The organism is Streptomyces sp. NPDC086077 (genome assembly GCF_040686175.1).
In the GTDB taxonomy this organism is placed as follows: domain Bacteria; phylum Actinomycetota; class Actinomycetes; order Streptomycetales; family Streptomycetaceae; genus Streptomyces.
In genome coordinates this window covers 18,339-36,015 of sequence record NZ_JBFBJT010000047.1, presented here as the reverse complement: position 1 = coordinate 36,015, position 17,677 = coordinate 18,339, and the positions used below count along the sequence as shown (strand labels likewise).

General features: G+C 72.2%; 14 protein-coding genes and 1 pseudogene. 11 read left to right on the top strand and 4 right to left on the bottom strand.

Translation table 11 applies throughout. The features are described from left to right. Positions 1-142 precede the first annotated feature (142 nt). Entirely contained in the window at positions 143-3,547 is a 3,405-nt protein-coding gene (locus AB0O67_RS16215; RefSeq protein ID WP_365450413.1) for a SulP family inorganic anion transporter, read from the bottom strand. Positions 3,548-3,843: 296 nt separating this feature from the next. On the opposite strand from AB0O67_RS16215, the gene AB0O67_RS16210 reads away from it, so the two are divergent. After that, entirely contained in the window at positions 3,844-5,106 is a 1,263-nt protein-coding gene (locus AB0O67_RS16210) for a hypothetical protein (RefSeq protein WP_365450411.1), read from the top strand. A gap of 5 nt (positions 5,107-5,111) precedes the next feature. On the opposite strand, the gene AB0O67_RS16205 is transcribed toward AB0O67_RS16210, so the two are convergent. Further along, positions 5,112-6,092: an ATP-binding protein gene (locus AB0O67_RS16205; protein ID WP_365450409.1), complete on the bottom strand. Its 981-nt coding sequence runs from the start codon at positions 6,090-6,092 to the stop codon at positions 5,112-5,114. A gap of 101 nt (positions 6,093-6,193) precedes the next feature. Between AB0O67_RS16205 and AB0O67_RS16200 the strand changes: the two genes are divergently transcribed. After that, entirely contained in the window at positions 6,194-7,018 is an 825-nt protein-coding gene (locus tag AB0O67_RS16200) for an oxidoreductase (protein WP_365450407.1), read from the top strand. A gap of 357 nt (positions 7,019-7,375) precedes the next feature. On the opposite strand, the gene AB0O67_RS16195 is transcribed toward AB0O67_RS16200, so the two are convergent. After that, a complete protein-coding gene (locus AB0O67_RS16195; RefSeq protein WP_365450405.1) occupies positions 7,376-8,209 on the bottom strand; it encodes an HAD family hydrolase in 834 nt (277 codons plus the stop codon). A gap of 591 nt (positions 8,210-8,800) precedes the next feature. On the opposite strand from AB0O67_RS16195, the gene ssd reads away from it, so the two are divergent. From ssd to AB0O67_RS16160, 7 genes and pseudogenes are all read left to right on the top strand, one after another. Next, positions 8,801-9,904, top strand: coding sequence for a septum site-determining protein Ssd (gene ssd / locus AB0O67_RS16190; RefSeq protein WP_365450403.1), 1,104 nt, complete (start codon positions 8,801-8,803; stop codon positions 9,902-9,904). After that, the gene (locus AB0O67_RS16185) at positions 9,901-11,145 is read left to right on the top strand and encodes a TadA family conjugal transfer-associated ATPase (RefSeq protein WP_365450401.1); all 1,245 of its coding nucleotides are present in this window, start codon (positions 9,901-9,903) and stop codon (positions 11,143-11,145) included. Before ssd ends, AB0O67_RS16185 begins: the two co-directional genes overlap by 4 nt. After that, positions 11,138-11,998, top strand: a complete 861-nt coding sequence (locus tag AB0O67_RS16180) for a type II secretion system F family protein (RefSeq protein ID WP_365450399.1) — start codon at positions 11,138-11,140, stop codon at positions 11,996-11,998. The genes AB0O67_RS16185 and AB0O67_RS16180 overlap by 8 nt, the downstream gene beginning before the upstream one ends. Then, positions 11,995-12,783, top strand: a complete 789-nt coding sequence (locus AB0O67_RS16175; protein WP_365450398.1) for a type II secretion system F family protein — start codon at positions 11,995-11,997, stop codon at positions 12,781-12,783. The genes AB0O67_RS16180 and AB0O67_RS16175 overlap by 4 nt, the downstream gene beginning before the upstream one ends. Before the next feature lie 124 nt (positions 12,784-12,907). Then, positions 12,908-13,117 carry a DUF4244 domain-containing protein gene (locus AB0O67_RS16170; protein WP_365450396.1) on the top strand — a complete coding sequence of 70 codons (210 nt, stop codon included), beginning with the start codon at positions 12,908-12,910 and terminating at the stop codon, positions 13,115-13,117. Further along, positions 13,104-13,493 (top strand): TadE family type IV pilus minor pilin, encoded by a 390-nt coding sequence (locus tag AB0O67_RS16165; protein WP_365450395.1) that lies wholly within the window; start codon positions 13,104-13,106, stop codon positions 13,491-13,493. Before AB0O67_RS16170 ends, AB0O67_RS16165 begins: the two co-directional genes overlap by 14 nt. A gap of 47 nt (positions 13,494-13,540) precedes the next feature. Then, positions 13,541-13,912 (top strand): annotated as a pseudogene (locus AB0O67_RS16160) (Rv3654c family TadE-like protein); the annotation flags it as partial. Here AB0O67_RS16160 and AB0O67_RS16155 read toward each other — a convergent pair. After that, positions 13,890-16,553: a DEAD/DEAH box helicase gene (locus AB0O67_RS16155; RefSeq protein WP_365450392.1), complete on the bottom strand. Its 2,664-nt coding sequence runs from the start codon at positions 16,551-16,553 to the stop codon at positions 13,890-13,892. The pseudogene AB0O67_RS16160 and the gene AB0O67_RS16155 sit on opposite strands and share 23 nt — an antisense overlap. Positions 16,554-16,632: 79 nt before the next feature. Here AB0O67_RS16155 and bldG point away from each other — a divergent pair, with 79 nt between their 5' ends. After that, positions 16,633-16,974, top strand: coding sequence for an anti-sigma factor antagonist BldG (gene bldG / locus AB0O67_RS16150; RefSeq protein WP_024885807.1), 342 nt, complete (start codon positions 16,633-16,635; stop codon positions 16,972-16,974). Between the two features lie 102 nt (positions 16,975-17,076). Beyond that, positions 17,077-17,517 carry an ATP-binding protein gene (locus tag AB0O67_RS16145; protein WP_365450390.1) on the top strand — a complete coding sequence of 147 codons (441 nt, stop codon included), beginning with the start codon at positions 17,077-17,079 and terminating at the stop codon, positions 17,515-17,517. Positions 17,518-17,677: the final 160 nt, after the last annotated feature.

Here is a 17,677-nt window from a genome sequence, read left to right as displayed (position 1 = left end):
GCCAGGCGGGCTCCGGACCGTTTACGTCACCCGGTCACCCCTTCCCACGGACCGCGCTCGGAGCCGGTTCAGCCGTGTCGCACCCCTCACATCCCGGACCGCCCACCCGTGCACGCTCACGGATGGGCGGTCCGGGTTCCGCTCAGGCGGACAGGCCCGCCGCACGGACGGTGTCGAACACGAGCCCGTCAGCCGTGTCGGTGAGCAGATACGACTGCGCCTCCCCGACGTGGAAGTACATCCCGTGCAGCTCCAGCGCGTCCTCGCGCAGCGCCCGGGACACCGACTCGTGAGCGCGCAGGTGCTCCAGTTGTTGCACGACGTTGGTCAGGCACAGCTGCTCGGCCACGTCGGCGGGCGGGCGGCCGGCCAGCCGGGGCCAGGACCGGCCGTCACCGGCGATGCGCTCCAGGCTGGGCTGTCCGTGCCGCAGCCATCGGCGCAGGGGCGTGCGGGCGGTGCCCGGCTCGGAGTCGAGCAGCGCCTGCATGGCTCCGCATCCCGAGTGGCCGCACACGGTGATGGACCGTACCTTCAGCACGTCCACCGCGTACTCGATCGCCGCCGCCACCGAGTCGTCGCCGCTCTCCTCGCCCGGCCGTGGCACCAGGTTGCCGACGTTGCGCACCACGAACAGGTCGCCCGGACCACTGGAAGTGATCATCGAGGTGACCAGGCGGGAGTCCGCGCAGGTGAGGAACAGCTGATCAGGACGCTGCCCCTCGCGGGCCAGCCGCGCGAGTTCGCCTCTGACCAGCGGGGCCGTGTTGCTCTGGAACGCGCTGATTCCTCGGGCCAGTTGGTGGTTGCCGGAAGTGTCGGTGAGGGGGTCGGTGGGGGTGTGGGGGTTGGCTGGGGTGGTGGTGGGTTGGGCGGGGGTGAGGGGGGCGCCCGAGGCGCCGGGGGCGTTCGAGCTGCCGTGATTGGTGGCGCCGTGGGAGCCGACGGTGTCGTACGAGTCCTGCGGGCCGGCCAGGCCCGTGGAGCCCGCCGGGCTCTTCGTGCCCTTGGAGAGGATTGGGCTTGCGTAGCCCGTCGAAGCCTCCCAGCTCATCGGGATGTCGGAGCCGTCCGGGGCTGTGGAGCCGGTCGGGCTTGCGGGGCCGTCCGGATTCGCGGGGCTGCGGGGGTTTGCGGGGCCGTCCGGGTTTGCGGGGCCCTCCGGGGCCGCGGAGCCCTCTGGACCTGCGAAACCCTCGGGAGCGGTAAAGCCCTCGGGTGCAGTGGAGCAGGCGTATGGGCCTGCGGAGCCTTGGGGGGCAGCGGAGTCGTTCGGTCCTGCGAAGCCCCCTGGGCCTGCGGAGCCCTCTGGGCCTGCGGAGGCCCCTGGGCCTGCGGAGCCTTTTGGACCTGCGAAGCCCTCGGGTGCAGTGGAGCCGTATGGACCTGCGAAGCCCTCCGGAGCCGCGAAGCCGCCCGGACCTGCGGAGTTCTGCGGAGCCGCAATGCCGCCCAGACCTGCGGAGTCCTGCGGACCCGCGAAGCCGCCCAGGCCTGACATGCCCTCTCGGACCGCGGAGCCCTCTGGGACCGCGGAGCCCTCCGGCCCCACGGAACCGTTCCAGCTCACCGAACCGTTCCAGCTGACGGGGCTCAGGGGGCCCTCCGTGTGCGCGGACCTCTTCCAGCCCACGAAGGCCTTGGCGCCCTCGCTGCTCGCGGAGGCCTTCCAGCTCGCGAGCCCCTTGGAGTGCTCGGTGCTCGCGGAGGCCTTCCAGCTCGCGAGCCCCTTGGAGTGCTCGGCGCTCGCGGACGCCTTCCAGCCCACGAAGCCCTTGGCGCGTTCCGAGCTCACCGAGCCCGTGGCAAGCGCCGGGCCACCGGAACTGTCCGGCTCTCCGTGCCTCCGGGCACCCATCGGTGCCTCGAGCAGCGTCGGCTGCACCTCGCACTGGTGGTTGCGCCACGGTGTCCACGGGCTGCAGCGGCAACCGGCGGCGGGGTCCGGGTCATCGGCCCAGACGTCCCCGTGGTGACCGGGGATGCCCATGGGCTCGGCGATGCGGACACCGGCGCGGCGGCCCGTCAGCTCGACGGCGCCGCCCGTCGCGGTGTGGGTGTTCTGCCAGTCCTGCAGGGTCTCGTAGGCCGCGTGGTCCATGAACGAGCCGTCCAGCTCGACCAGGACGTCGGCCCCTTGGGGCACGAGATGCAGGGCCCGGCTGAGCCGTGGCACCGCGAGGAAGGTCAACTGGCCTCGTACCTGTACGTGATGGACTCCCTCCGTCACTTCATGGGTGATCCGGGTGCGGGTGAGGCGGTGCAGGGCGACGCCGACGGCCACGGCGATCCCGAGCGCCACGCCCTCCAGGACGCCGAGGATCACCACGCCGAGGGTGGTGACCACGTAGACCAGCACCTCACGGTGGCGGGTCACCGTGCGGATGTGGTTCAGCGACACCATCTGGATGCCGACGGCCATCACCAGGGCGGCCAGCGAGGCGAGGGGGATGAGCTCTAGGATCGACACCATCAGCAGCGCGGCGATCACTACGAGAACGCCGTGCAGCATCGTGGAGTTCCGGCTCATGGCGCCGGCTTGCACGTTCGCGGAACTGCGCACCGCCACGCCCGCGACCGGCAGCCCGCCGAGCCCGCCGGAGACGATGTTGGCGGCGCCCTGACCGAGCAGTTCGCGGTCCAGGTCGGAACGCGGGACGCGGGCGGCCAGGCCGGGCCGGGCGGCGGCCATCTTGTCGACGGCGACCGCGCCGAGCAGCGACTGCACGCTGCACACCAGCGTGGTGGTGAGGACGGCCGCGACCAGGCCGAGCACGGGGCCCTCGGGCAGCCCGGCCAGGGCGTGGCTGCTCCAGTTGGGCAGCTCGACCTTGGGCAGGGTGAGGCCGACCACCGAGGCCGCCGCGGTGGCGCCGGCGACGGCGACGAGCGCGGCCGGCGCCTTGCGCAGCAGGCGGCCCGCCCGGCCGGGCAGCCGGGGCCACGCCAGCAACAGGGCGAGAGTGAGCGCGCTCGTCGTGACGGCGGCCGGATGCAGGTGGGCCAGTTGTGCGGGCAGCGCGCGCAAATTGTCCAGGACGGCGCTCTGCGGGGTGCCGCCGAGCACGATGTGCAACTGGGCGACGGCGATGGTGACACCGATACCGGCCAGCATGCCGTGGACGATCGCGGGGCTGACGGCGAGCGCGGAGCGGGCCACGCGCAGGCAGCCCAGCCCGAGCTGGGCGAGCCCGGCGAGGACGGTGATCGCGCAGGTCGTACGCCATCCGTAGCGATGGATGAGGTCGGCGGTGACGACCGTGAGGCCGGCCGCCGGGCCGCTCACCTGGAGCGGGCAGCCGCCGAGCCGGCCGGCGACCAGACCGCCCACGGCCGCGGCGACGAGCCCGGCCTGGAGCGGTGCGCCGGTGGCGAGCGCGATGCCCAGGGACAGCGGCAGTGCGATCAGGAAGACGGAGATGGAGGCCGACACGTCGGCGCCGGCGATACGGAACCGGAAGCGCCGGTCGGGCGGCGGACTGTGGGGCGGGTGGACTTGCTTGGGTCGGTGGGGGTCGGGGGCGCGAGTGGGGACGCAGGCTGACATGTTTTCCCGTCTCCTCCGGGGCAGCGCGGTCGCGGGGACAAGTGGTCCCCCGCCGGGGCGGGGTGGGGGGTCGCGGCCGTGGGTCACGGCGTGCAGCGGCGGGATCAGCAACTTTCAGTAAACGAATCGTAATGCAGAGTAAAGGACGAGCATGGATTTTCCGGGCAAATGGGTTAACCAATCACTCCGGAGTGTGATGTGAGCATTTCATCGGCTTGTCGTACTAATTCCTTCTCGGTCCCGTGCGACCTTGACGGCGCTGCCGACTCATCGACTGGAGAAGGAAGGTGGGCGGGATGGCCGCCACCCAGAGGATCGCCGCGGGCGCCATGGGCGCCGCGGTCTGCGCCCTGTCACTCGCCGGCTGCGGGACCGGCTCCGACCGTTCGGAAGGAGGGGTCTCCGGCCCGCAGGGTGCGCCGGCACCCAAGAGCGCGGTCCGGCTGATCGGGGACGGCTCCACCGCGTTCACCGGCGCGCAGCCCCATCTGTCCCGCCCGGAGCGGCTGAAGCCCGGTCAGAGACCGCCCCAGTTCGTGGTGTTCTCCTGGGACGGGGCGGGCGAGGACAGCCAGCGGCTGTTCTCCCACTTCCGCGAGGTGGCCAAGGCCAACAACGCCACCATGACGTACTTCCTCAGCGGTGTGTATCTGCTGCCCGAGGAGAAGCGCGACCTCTACAGGCCGCCGCAGCACTCACCGGGCCGCTCCGACATCGGCTTCAACGACCGGCAGGGCATCGCCGACACCGTGAAGCAACTGCGGCTGGCGTGGCTGGAGGGCAATGAGGTCGGCACCCACTTCAACGGCCACTTCTGCGGCCCCGAGGGCGGTGTCGGGCAGTGGTCGGTGGCGGAGTGGAAGGACGAGATCACCCAGGCCAAGCAGTTCGTGAAGTCCTGGAAGACCAACAGCGGCATGACGGACGCCGCCCCGCTGCCCTTCGACTACGACCGGGAACTCATCGGCGCCCGCACTCCCTGCCTGGAGGGTCAGGCCAACTTCCGCAAGGCCGCCCGGGAGCTGGGCTTCCGCTACGACACGAGCGGCGTCAACAACCAGGTGTGGCCCGGCAAGAAGGAGGGCCTGTGGGATCTGTCCATGCAGCTGGTGCCCTTCCCCGGGCACAACTACGAGCAGCTGACCATGGACTACAACTTCATGGTCAACCAGTCGGGCACCAACACCCAGGGCGACCCCGACAAGTACGAGTACTGGGGCAACCAGATGCGTGACGGCCTGCTCCAGGGCTTCCAGCGGGCGTACGACGGCAACCGCGCGCCGCTGATCATCGGCAACCACTTCGAGTCCTGGAACGGCGGCACCTACATGCGCGCCGTCGAGGACGTGGTGGAGCAGGTGTGCACCAAGCCCGAGGTGCGCTGCGTGTCGTTCCGCCAGTTGGTCGACTGGCTGGACGCCCAGGACCCGAAGATCCTCGCGAAGATGCGCACGCTGAAGGTCGGCGAGGCTCCGAAGCAGGGCTGGGAGTCCTACCTGTCCGCCCGCCCCGCCCCGGCCCCGAAGGGTGCGCCCGGGGCGCCGGCGGACCGACTGTAGGCCTGTCAGGCGGGGGCGACGACTCCCTCGCCGAGAACGAAGTCGGGGTCGACCTGGGCCGCCAGGTCGGCCCCGTGCCGTTCGTTGGCCCAGGACTGGGCGTTCTTCAGGTGGAAGTGGACCATCTGGCGGGTGTAGCGCTCCCAGTCGCGTCGTTCGTACGTCGCGTCCGCGGTCGTCCGCAGCACGTCCAGGGCACGGCGGTTGACGTCCTCCAACTGCTCGAACCGGGGTGGCCGGCCCTTCTCCATGGCGCGTACCCAGTCGGAATGCCCGACCGTCACGAGCAGGTCGTCCCCGACTTCGGCGCGGAGGTAGTCGAGGTCGTCCCGACCCTGCACCTTGTTGCCGACGACCTTCAGCTCGACGCCGAAGTCGCGGGCGTACTCCTTGTACTGGCGGTAGACGGAGATCCCCTTCCGGGTCGGCTCGGCGACGAGGAACGTGACGTCGAAGCGGGTGAACATGCCGGAGGCGAAGGAGTCGGAACCCGCCGTCATGTCCACCACGACGTACTCGTCGGGCCCGTCCACCAGGTGGTTCAGGCACAGCTCCACCGCTCCGGTCTTGGAGTGGTAGCAGGCGACCCCGAGGTCGGCGTCCGTGAAGGGGCCGGTGACCATCAAGCGGACGGTCCCGCCGTCGAGTTCCACCGGCCGGGCGCAGGCGTCGTAGACCGGGTTGTCCTCGCGCACCCGCAGGAGCCGTGAGCCCTCACCGGGGGGCGTGGTCTTGATCATCGACTCGGCGGAGTCGATGCGCGGGTTGGTGCCGCGCAGGTAGTCCTTGATCAGCGCCAGCCGGTCGCCCATCGCGGGCAGCCCGGCGGACTCCGGCTCGTCGAGGCCGAGCGCGGTGCCCAGATGCTGGTTGATGTCGGCGTCGATCGCGACGACCGGGGCGCCGACGGCCGCGAGATGGCGGATGAACAGGGAGGACAGGGTCGTCTTTCCGCTGCCGCCCTTGCCGACGAAAGCAATTTTCATGTTCATCAAGCGTAGTGGTGCTCCGGGTACGGGACCTTGCTTTGCGTGAAGAAGACCACTCCTTCGTGGGGTTTCCACGGTGGGTGCGTAGGGTCGTACTCATGAGTACGACAGGCGCGACCGCCGATCCGCTCGCCGCCCTGGGCTCGCTGCCCGGTGTGGCCGAGTCCGTGGAGTCCGTGCGCAAGGCCGTGGACCGGGTCTACGGTCACCGGATCATGCGCCGGCGCAGCAACGAGATCACCTCCGAGGCGGCGCTGCGCGCGGCCCGTGGTTCCGCCGCGCTGTCCGGTGCGGACTGGGCCCTCGAAGAGGTGCGCCGGCGCACCGACTTCAGCGGCGACGACGGGGCGCGGACCGTGGGTGCCGCGCTCCGGCTCAGCGCCGAGGCGGGCCAGTTGCTGTCGATCTGGCGGCAGTCACCGCTGCGGGTGCTGGCCCGGCTGCATCTGGTGGCCGCGGCGGACAGGGCCGACCAGGTGGGGCGGCCCCGGCAGCAGGGTGAACCGGTCGAGGAGCCGCTGGTCGACCAGCCGCTGCCGGGCGCCGACGAGGTGTCCGGGCGGCTGGAGGGGCTGTCCGAGCTGATCATCGCGGGAAGCTCGGCGCCCGCGCTGGTCATGGCCGCCGTCGTGCACGGCGAGCTGCTCGCGCTGCGCCCCTTCGTCTCCCACAACGGCCTGGTGGCACGTACGGCCGAGCGGATCGTGCTGGTCGGCAGCGGCCTAGACCCGAAGTCGGTCTGCCCGGCCGAGGTGGGGCACGCCGAACTGGGCCGCACGGCCTATCTGGCGGCGTTCGAGGGCTATCTCTCCGGCACTCCCGAGGGCATGGCGACGTGGATCGCGCACTGCGGCCGGGCGGTGGAGCTGGGGGCGCGCGAGTCGACGGCGGTGTGCGAGGCGCTTCAGCGCGGGGCGGCCTGAACAGGGTTGCGGCGGTACGAGTTGTCGTACCGCCGCTGGCATGCGCACCCGGTTACCAAGCGTCCTCGAAGTGTTGCCCATCAGGTGGGGATCTTTGCCCGTCACCTGGTGCGGCTGGCCCGTAATCGACGGGTCGACGTCGCGTGGGTGCCTGGTGTTCATGCTCGGTCCGTGTGGCCGAATGCGTTTAAAAGGTGATCCTTTCGGATGTCCCTGGTCTCGCGGGCCGTTGTCTCCTTTGTACTCCAAGTGAGGGACAAGCGGAAGCGCTGGCCCTACTTCTTTACTTGTGAATTCAACGATGTGGGGAGCGGCTGCCGAAATTCCGAAGCGGTTCGGGCATCCAGGTGCAGCAGGTCAAGCGGTCGCCACCCGGCGCCGATTCGCGTACCAGACCAGGCCGGCGGTGGCCGCCGCGGCACCTATGGCCGCCGCCGCGACCAGAGCCGGACGCGGCGGTACGGAGAACGCGGGCAACCGCTGCTTGAGTCTGACAGGACGGTGGAAATCAAGAATCGGCCACCCGCGCGCGAGTGCCTCACGGCGCAGTGTGCGATCGGGATTCACCGCGTGCGGATTTCCCACCGACTCCAGCATCGGAAGATCTGTCGCCGAATCGCTGTAGGCGTAGCAGCGTGAAAGGTCGTATCCCTCGGACTCGGCCAGCTCCAGGATCGCCTCCGCCTTCGTGGGGCCGTAGGCGTAGTACTCCACCTCACCCGTGAAGCAGCCGTCGTCACCGACGACCATGCGGGTCGCGACCACGCGGTCCGCGCCGAGCAGTTCGCCGATCGGCTCGACCACTTCTGCGCCTGACGTGGACACAATCACCACGTCACGGCCGGCGATGTGGTGCTCCTCGATGAGGGAAGCGGCCTCGTCGTAGATGATCGGGTCGATGATGTCGTGCAGCGTCTCGGCGACGATCTCCTTGACCTGCTGGACGTTCCACCCGCGGCACAGTGCCGACAGGTACGCGCGCATGCGTTCGATCTGCTCGTGGTCGGAGCCACCCGCGAGGAAGACGAACTGGGCATACGCGGTGCGCAGCACGGCGCGGCGGTTGATCAGACCACCCTGGTAGAACGACTTGCTGAAGGTGAGCGTGCTCGACTTCGCAATGACCGTCTTGTCCAGGTCAAAGAAGGCCGCTGTGCGGGGCATCGAGTGGTTTTCCACGACCCTGAGCATAGGGGCAGCCCATTCGGCGTAAGCTCGGGCGTGTGGGTTTGCCTGAGAGGGCTCTCGGGTACACCATGGAAGTCACGGATCGTTCGCGACCGTGCTAACCCGGTCCGACTCCTCCCCCCCCGAGTCGGCCGTGGGGACGACCCCCGCTCTCCCCCCCGGCGGGGGTCGTCGCATGTCCGGGTGGGTTTTTCCCTTCTTTTCGCGGCCGTGAAGCCGCATCGAGGCGGCTGCGGTCGCCTCTTTGGCATGCTCCGATTCGTCACGGTGCGTAGTCGTCGGACTGCTCTGCGGAAGTCGCACAGGAGACGGGGCAGGGGTCACCGCTATGAGTGACAGCGATATTCACAACCATCGAGTTGTCCACAGTTATCGACCAAGATCCACACGATTTCCTGGATCGCTGCACCGTGATTCCTGCGCGGTCCGCTCGCGGCGAGTTCCTGGCCGGTTCCGATTGCCGGGCGCGCATGGCCGGATTGCGTCGGCCGTTCATATGGAGGCCGGTCGCCGGTTCTTCACATGTATGCGAATCGCGAGGCCCCAGGGGGCTGCGCGAGCGCAAGGCACAAGCAGCGAAGGGGGAAGCAAACCGTGGCCGGAACCATCACACACGATCCGCAGTCCGCCGCCGGAGGGCGGCAGAGCCGACCGCTGATCGTCACCGAGGACGCCGAACTGCTCGACGACCTGCTGCGCCTGTGCGCGGCGGCCGGAGCCACACCGGAGGTCCATCACACCGTGCCGGACCGCAGCGGGGGCTGGGAGGCCGCGCCGCTGGTCATGGTCGGCGACGACGCCGCACGGCGCGTGCGCGGGGCCGCGCGCAGAGGAGGAGTGGTGCTGGTCGGCCGCGACCAGGACGACCCCGGGGTGTGGAAACGCGCCGTCCAGATCGGCGCCGATCACGTCCTGATGCTGCCCGACGGCGAGCAGTGGCTGGTCGACCGGATCGCCGACGTCGCCGAGGGGGTGGGCCGGCCCGCGCTCACCGTCGGCGTGATCGGCGGCCGGGGCGGCGCCGGTGCGTCCACGCTGGCCTGCGCGCTCGCCGTCACCTCCGCGCGTGAGGGACTGCGCACCCTGCTCGTGGACGCCGATCCGCTGGGCGGCGGACTGGACGTGCTCCTCGGCGGCGAGAGCGCGGAGGGCCTGCGCTGGCCCGCCTTCGCGGCCTCCCGCGGCCGGGTCGGCAGCGGCGCCCTGGAGGAGTCCCTCCCCGAGCTGCACTCCCTGAGGGTGCTCAGCTGGGACCGCGGCGACTGCGTCGCCGTCCCGCCCCAGGCCGTACGGGCGGTGCTGGCCGCCGCGCGGCGCCGGGGCGGCGCGGTCGTGGTCGACCTGCCGCGTCGGATCGACGACGGGAGCGCCGAGGCCCTCGCCCAGATCGACATCGGACTCCTCGTGGTCCCCGCCGAACTGCGCGCGGTCGCGGCGGCCGGGCGGGTGGCGTCCGCGGCCGGCATGGTCGTGCGCGATCTGCGCGTGGCGGTACGCGGGCCGTACGCGCCCGGTCTCGACGACCGCGAGGTGGCCCGGCTGCTCGGCCTGCCCCTGGCAGGCGAGCTGCCCGTGGAGTCCGGGTTGCAGCGCCCGGCCGAGGGCCGGACGCCGCCCGGTGGGGGCGGGCGCGGTCCGCTGGCCCGGTTCTGCCGGGAGTTCTGGGACCGGGCGCTGGTCGAGGCGGGTGCGGCATGAGCACCTTCGCGGGGCCCCTGCTGGACGGCGTGCGGCAGTGGCTGGCGGAGAGCGGCGCCGAGCCCACACCCGCGCGCGTGGCCCAGGCGCTGCGGGAGCAGGGCCGGGTGCTGGGCGACGCGGAAGTCCTGGGCGCGGCCGAGCAGTTGCGGTCCGAGCTGGTCGGGAGCGGGCCACTGGAGCCGCTGCTGGCCGATCCGTCGGTGACCGACGTGCTGGTCCCGGCGCCGGACCGGGTGTGGGTGGACCGGGGCGGCGGCCTGGAGCTGACGTCCGTGTCCTTCCCGGACGCGGCGGCCGTACGGCGCCTCGCGCAGCGCCTGGCCGCCGTCGCCGGACGGCGCCTGGACGACGCCCGGCCCTGGGTCGACGCCAGGCTGCCGGACGGCACCCGGCTGCACGCGGTGCTACCACCCGTCGCCGTCGGCAGCACCTGCCTGTCGCTGCGCGTCGTACGGCCCCGCGCGTTCACACTCGGCGAGCTGGTGGCGGCGGGCACGGTCCCGCCGGGCGGGGACCGGGTGCTCCGGGCGCTGCTGCGGGCGCGGTTGTCCTTCCTGATCAGCGGGGGCACCGGCACCGGCAAGACGACCTTGCTGAGTGCGCTGCTGGGGCTGGTCGGGCCGGACGAGCGGATCGTGCTCGCGGAGGACTCGGCGGAGCTGCGCCCCGACCATCCGCACGTGGTGCGCCTGGAGACCCGGCCCGCCAACCAGGAGGGCGCCGGGCTCGTGACGCTGGAGGACCTGGTCCGGCAGGCGTTGCGGATGCGGCCCGACCGGCTGGTGGTCGGTGAGGTGCGCGGCGCGGAGGTGGTGCATCTGCTGGCCGCCCTGAACACCGGTCACGAAGGCGGCTGCGGGACCGTCCACGCCAACGCCGCCGCGGACGTCCCCGCCCGCCTGGAGGCCCTCGGTACGGCGGCCGGGCTCGACCGGGCGGCCCTGCACAGCCAGTTGGCGGCGGCGCTGTCGGTCGTGCTGCACCTGGTGCGGGACCGGAACGGGCGGCGGCGGATCGCGGAGGTGCATGTGCTGGAGCGGGATACCTCGGGGCTGGTGCGGACGGTGCCGGCCCTGCGGTGGGGCACGGAGGCGTTCGTGCGGGAGCGGGGATGGGGGCGGTTGCGGGCATTGCTCTGCGGTGGGGGCGAGGCGGGTCCGGACGCGGTCGAGGACGAGCACGGGTGTGTGGAGGACGAGCGGCGACTGCCGCGGGGGAGTGGTGAGCGGAATGGGTGAGACGGCGATGAGCGCGGCCCTGGTGTGTGCCGGGGCGGCCGCTTGGCTCATGGGCGGGTGGCACTCGGGCGCCCGGCGGGCGCAACTGCTGCTGGCCGGAGGCGCGGTGGTGGGCAGTGGGCCTCCCGCTTGGCGGCGCTGGACCGGTGAGTTACGGCGGATCCGTCGGCGGTTGCGGGCCGAGTGGTGGGCGCCGGTCGCCGGGGTGGTGCTCGGGTTGCTGGGGTCGTCGGTGCTGCCGGTCGTCGCGGGGGCGGCCGGGATGCCGGTGCTGCGGCGGGTGCGGCTGGCCGGGGAGGCACGGCGGGCGCGGGAGCGGCGAGGCGACGCGGTGATCGCGCTGTGCTCGGCGCTCGCCGGGGAGGTACGGCCCGGACGGCAACCGGGAGAGGCCCTGCTGCGCGCCGCGCGGGACGCCGGAGGGCTCGGTGAGGCACAGGCGTCGGTGCTGGCGGCGGCGCGGTTCGGCGGTGATGTGCCGGAAGCGCTCGCGGTGGCGGCACGGCAGCCGGGCGCCGACGGGCTGCTGGGGCTCGCGGCGTGCTGGCGGGTCGCGGTCGACCGGGGCGCGGGCCTCGCGGCCGGCCTCGACCGGCTGGAGGCGGCCCTGCGGGCGGAGCGCGACCAGCGTGCGGAGTTCCGGGCCCAGTTGGCCGGCTCGCGCTCCACGGCCGTCATGCTCGCCACGCTTCCGGCCCTGGGGATCCTCCTCGGCACCGCGCTCGGCGCCGACCCGCTGCATGTGCTGCTGCATACCGGCGCGGGGTTGGGCTGCCTGCTGGTCGGCGGGGTGCTGGAGGGCGTGGGGCTGTGGTGGGCGCTGCGGATCATGAGGGGAGCTGAGGCGGCGTGAGCGCGGAAGTTGTCCACAGGCTGGGGGTGGCCCTGGGTGTTGCGCTCGCCCTGGCGTGGCTCGTGCACGGGGCGGTCGGCCTACGGCGGGAACGCCGGGCGCGGAAGCGGCTGGCCGAGTTGCTGGGCCGTCGCACGATTGCGGAGGGGCCGCGCTTCGAGGTCGCGGAGGTGGTACGGCGCTGGTGGCCGACGGTCGCCGTGGTCGGCGCCGGGTGGGTGCTCGTCGGCGGCGGCGTGGGTCTCGTCCTGGGCCTGGCCGCCGCGGTCGGACTGTGGCGTCGGAGCCGGCGGCAGTCGGCCGTGGCGGCCGCGGGTGAGGCACCCGAACTGCGGGAGGCGGCCCGGCAACTGCCGCTCGCCGCCGATCTCGTGGCTGCCTGCATCGCGGCCGGCGCCGGTCCTGTGATCGCCGCGCAGGCGGTGGGCGAGGCCTTGGGCGGTCCGGTGGGAGAGGCGCTGGCGCGCGGGGCGGCGGAAGTACGGCTGGGCGGTGAACCGGCGGCGGCATGGCGCGGGTTGGCCGCCGCACCGGGCGCCGACGCGCTGGCGCGACTGCTGGAACGCGCCGACGTGTCCGGGCTTCCCGCGGCCGCACCGGTCGCGCGGATCGCCGCGGACGCCCGCGCCGACTGGGCCCGCGCCGCCACCGCACGGGCACGGCGAGCGGCGGTGTTGGTCACGGCGCCCGTGGGCCTGTGCTTTCTGCCCGCCTTCATCGCGGTCGGTGTACTGCCCGTGGTGATCGGACTGGCGGGAGGGGTGCTGGGAGGGGGTGGCGGCTGAGGAGCGGCCGAGGGCGCGCGAGCGCGGTTGGCACGGGGAACGAACGGTTTGAGGCGAACGGCTATGGGTGAACGGCTTGAGGCCGACCAACGGACGGACGGAACGAAACCTCACGGGGGTTGAGATGTGCAAGGCGGTACGGGCACGCGCGCGTGCTCTGGTGTGGCGGATGCGCGGCACGCGGAAGGAGGCCGGGATGGTCACCTCCGAGTACGCGGTGGGGATCGTCGCGGCGGCGGCCTTCGCGGTGCTGCTCTACAAGGTCGTGACGAGCGGGCAGGTCAGCGCTGAGCTGCAGAGCATCGTGAAGGAAGCCCTCGATGCGCGGATGTAGGTGGTGGGGGCGGGGCGCGGACCGTGGGTTCGTGACGGCGGAGGCGGCGCTGGTGCTGCCCGTGCTGGTGACGTTCGCGATGGGGCTGGTCTGGGCGCTGCTCGTGGTGGCCGCGCAGATCCAGTGCGTGGACGCGGCCCGGACGGGCGCCCGCGCGGCGGCCCGTCAGGACCCGCACGACGCGGTGGTGGAGGTAACCCAGGAGGTGGCCCCGCGCGGCGCGAAGGTCACGCTCGACCGGGAGGGCGATCGGGTCCGGGTCGTCGTCGTGGCCAGGGCACCTGCGTTGGGCCGGCTCTCGTACGAGCTGCGGGAGGAGGCCGTCGCGCTCGCCGAGGAGACGGTGGCGACGGGGCAGGGGGAGGCGGGCCGGTGACGGGAGGTGACGGGCACGGTGGCGGTGCGCCAGGTGGGGGCGGGCCGGTGAGGGGCGGAGCCGGTTGGTCCGGTGGGGGCGGGCGGACGAGGGGCGCTGACGGGGACCGCGGATCCGCCACCGTGTGGAGCGTCGGTGCGATCGCCGTCCTGTGTGTCGTGTTCGGCGTCCTGCTCGCCCTGGGACAGGCCGCCGTGTCCCGGCACCGCGCGGCAGGCGGCGCGGACCTCGCGGCGCTCGCGGCGGCGGACCAGTGGGCGGAGGGCGCAGGGGCGGCCTGCGTCCGGGCAGAACGGGCGGCACGGGACCAGGGCACGCGCCTGGTGCGGTGCGCGATCGTGGGCGAGGTCTCCGACGTGACGGCCGCGTCGGGAAGGGGGCCGTTCACGGTGGAGGTCAGGGCGCGGGCGGGCCCTGCGGAGGCAGTGGCTCTGATTCCTCCCGCGGCCCCTCGGGCTCCTCTCGGGGCTGCTGCTCCGGGGCTCGCGGGGTCACCTCGGGTTCCACCAGACGCCCCTCTGACCGCGGCTGGACCTCCTCCGGCTCCTCCACGGCCCCCTCAGGGTCCCCTTCCGCCCCCTCAGAGTCCCCCTCCGTACTCGCCGGCTTCTCCTCCGGCGCCCCCCGCAACAGCACCGTGAGCAGCCGCACGGCTCCCCGCTTGTGCAGCGGCTCGTTGCCGTTGCCGCACTTGGGGGACTGGATGCAGGACGGGCAGCCGCTGTCGCACTCGCAGGACGCGATCGCCTCACGCGTGGCGGTGAGCCAGGCCCTGGCGGTGTGGAAGGCGCGTTCCGCGAAGCCCGCGCCGCCCGGGTGGCCGTCGTACACGAAGACGGTCGGGAGGAGCGTGTCGGGGTGCAGCGGGATCGACACGCCGCCGATGTCCCAGCGGTCGCAGGTCGCGAAGAGGGGCAGCATGCCGATCGACGCGTGCTCGGCGGCGTGCAGGGCGCCGCCGAGGATCTCCGGGCTGATGCGGGCCTCGTCCAGCTGGTCCTCGGTGACCGTCCACCACACCGCGCGCGTGCGCAGCGTCCGGGGAGGGAGGTCGAGTTTGGTCTCGCCCAGTACCTCGCCGGTGATGAGGCGGCGGCGCAGGAAGGAGACGACCTGGTTGGTGACCTCCACGGAGCCGTAGCAGAGGCGGCCGTGGCCCCAGGGCACTTCGACGTCCGTCTCCAGGACGGAGATCGACGTGGTGTCGCGGGCCACCGTGGAGTACGGCGGGCTGGCCTCCTCGACCAGGGCGACCGAGTCGTCCAGGTCGAGGGAGCGCACGAGGTACGTGCGGCCCTGGTGGAGGTGGACCGCGCCCTCGTGGACGGACGTGTGCGCGGCGCCCGCGTCGACCGTGCCCAGGAGGCGTCCGGTGCCGGCCTCGACGATCTGGATCGGCCGGCCGCCCTCGCCCCGGATGTCGGCCAGGTCGGCGGCCCGCTCCCGGCGGGTCCAGTGCCAGGCCTTCGTGCGCCGGCGCAGCAGCTTCGCGGCCTCCAGCTGCGGGAGCAGCTCCGCGCTGGCGGGGCCGAACAACTCCAGGTCGTCCTCGACCAGGGGAAGCTCCTCGGCGGCCGCGCAGAGGTGGGGCGCGAGGACGTACGGGTTGTCGGGATCGAGGACGGTCGACTCCACCGGCTGGTCGAACAGGGCCTCGGGATGGTGGACCAGGAAGGTGTCCAGCGGGTCGTCACGGGCCACCAGGACGGCCAGCGCGCCCTGACCGGAGCGGCCGGCCCGGCCCGCCTGCTGCCACAGGGACGCGCGCGTTCCCGGGTATCCGGCGATGACGACCGCGTCCAGGCCGGAGACGTCGACGCCCAGCTCCAGGGCGGTGGTGGCGGCCAGCGCGAGGAGTTCGCCGGAGTGCAGGGCCCGTTCCAGGGCGCGGCGCTCCTCGGGGAGGTAGCCGCCGCGATAGGCGGCGACGCGCCGGGGCAGGGAGCGGTCGATCTCCGCGAGCCGTTCCTGGGTGATCACCGAGATCAGCTCGGCGGCACGCCGGGAGCGCACGAAGGCGACCGTACGGACGTTCTGGAGGGTGAGGTCGGTCAGGAGGTCGGCGGTCTCGGCGGTGGCGGTGCGGCGGACAGGGGCGCCCTTCTCGCCCTGGAGTTCGGTGAGCGGGGGCTCCCAGAGGGCGAAGACCAGTTCCCCGCGCGGGGAGGCGTCGTCGGCGACCTCCACGACTGGCAGGCCGGTGAGGCGGCGCGCGGCGACGGCGGGCTCGGCGGCGGTCGCGGAGGCCAGCAGGAAGACCGGGGAGGAGCCGTAGCGGGCGCAGAGGCGGCGCAGGCGGCGCAGTACCTGGGCGACGTGCGAGCCGAAGACGCCGCGGTAGGTGTGGCACTCGTCGATGACGACGTACTTCAGCGACTTCAGGAAGGAGGCCCAGCGGGGGTGGGACGGCAATATGCCCCGGTGCAGCATGTCTGGGTTGGTCAGGACGTACGTGGCGTACTGGCGGATCCACTCGCGCTCTTCGAACGGAGTGTCGCCGTCGTAGACCGCCGGCCTCACCGATTGGCCCAGCGGATGTGAAAGTTCCTTCACCGCTCGGCACTGGTCGGCCGCGAGGGCCTTGGTGGGGGCCAGGTACAGGGCGGTGGCGCCACGCCCGTTCGGGGCCTCGGCGCCGTCCATCAGCGTCGAGAAGACCGGGACCAGATACGCCAAGGACTTGCCGGACGCCGTGCCGGTGGCGACGACGACGGACTGGCCGTCCAACGCGTGTTCGGCGGCCCGTGCCTGATGGGCCCAGGGGTGTTCGATGCCGGCGGCCTGTACCGCGGCGATGACCTCGGATCGGATCCGGTCCGGCCAGACTGCATGCCGACCGGCGCGCGGGGGCAAGTGCTCCGTATGAGTGATGCGCGAAGCCCTGTTCGGCCCCGAGGCGAGCCGGTCCAGGACCGTGCCCGGAGCGGGGCGGGATGCGGTGTCCGTCGGGGATCGATCGGATCGGTGATTCTTGGCCATCGGCACCGAGTGTGTCACCGGCTTGACGGACAATGGGACCAAGGCGTCGTGCACGCCTGCCGGTAAGTGATTGAATGCCATCGCGGCTGGCGAACCGTCCAGGGGGATCTGCCGAGATGTCCCAAGGACGACCGCTCGATAGCAAGGTGCTGGAGGATCCGTGGACCTGTCTCTGTCGACCGAGACCATCGGCGATCGCACGATCGTCAGGGTCGGTGGCGAAATCGACGTATATACCGCGCCAAAGCTGCGCGAGCAGCTGGTCGAGCTGGTGAACGACGGCAGTTTCCACCTCGTCGTCGACATGGAGGGCGTGGACTTCCTCGACTCCACCGGGCTCGGCGTCCTGGTCGGCGGACTGAAGCGGGTGCGTGCCCATGAGGGCTCGCTGCGCCTGGTCTGCAACCAGGAGCGCATTTTGAAGATCTTCCGCATCACCGGCCTCACCAAGGTGTTCCCGATTCACACCTCGGTCGAGGAAGCGGTGGCGGCCACCGACTGATCACCGCGCCCGGGCCCTGTGCCCGGGGCGGCAGATTCGTAGAGGGGGTCCGGGCTTTCGGGGGCCCGGACCCCGAGCACGCCCGTAGTCAGAGGGGGATGCATGGCCACCGTCGAACTCCGCTTCAGCGCGCTGCCCGAGCACGTCAGGACCGCCCGGCTGGTGGCGGCGGCGGTGGCACGCAGGGCCGGGGTGGACGAGTCCGTCCTCGACGAGGTCCGGCTCGCCGTCGGTGAGGCCTGCTCGCGTGCCGTGGGGCTGCACCAGCTCAGCGGCATCACGGCGCCGGTGAAGGTGGCGCTGATCGAGGAGGAGAAACAGTTCTCCATCGAGGTCGGCGACGAGGCGCCGCACGCTCCGACCGGGGTCCGGACATCCGGCGCAGCCGCCGACGACCTCGACGCGGAGGCCGAGGAGGACGAGATGGGCCTCGCTGTCATCAGCGGCCTCGTCGACGACGTCGAGGTGACCGCCGGGCAGCACGGCGGCCTCATCCGCATGACCTGGCCGACCACGCCGCAGCCGACCGCGGTGCTGCCCTGACGTCACCCCATCGGAGTAATCACAGCGAGGGCCCCGCTCGGCGGGGCCCTCGCTGTTTTACGCGTGAAACGACCCAGAATTCGTGAAGGAATTCACGATCTGTGTGGATCAATCGGCTGATCAGCGACGCCGCAATTCGATCAAGCGTGCACACTTCTGG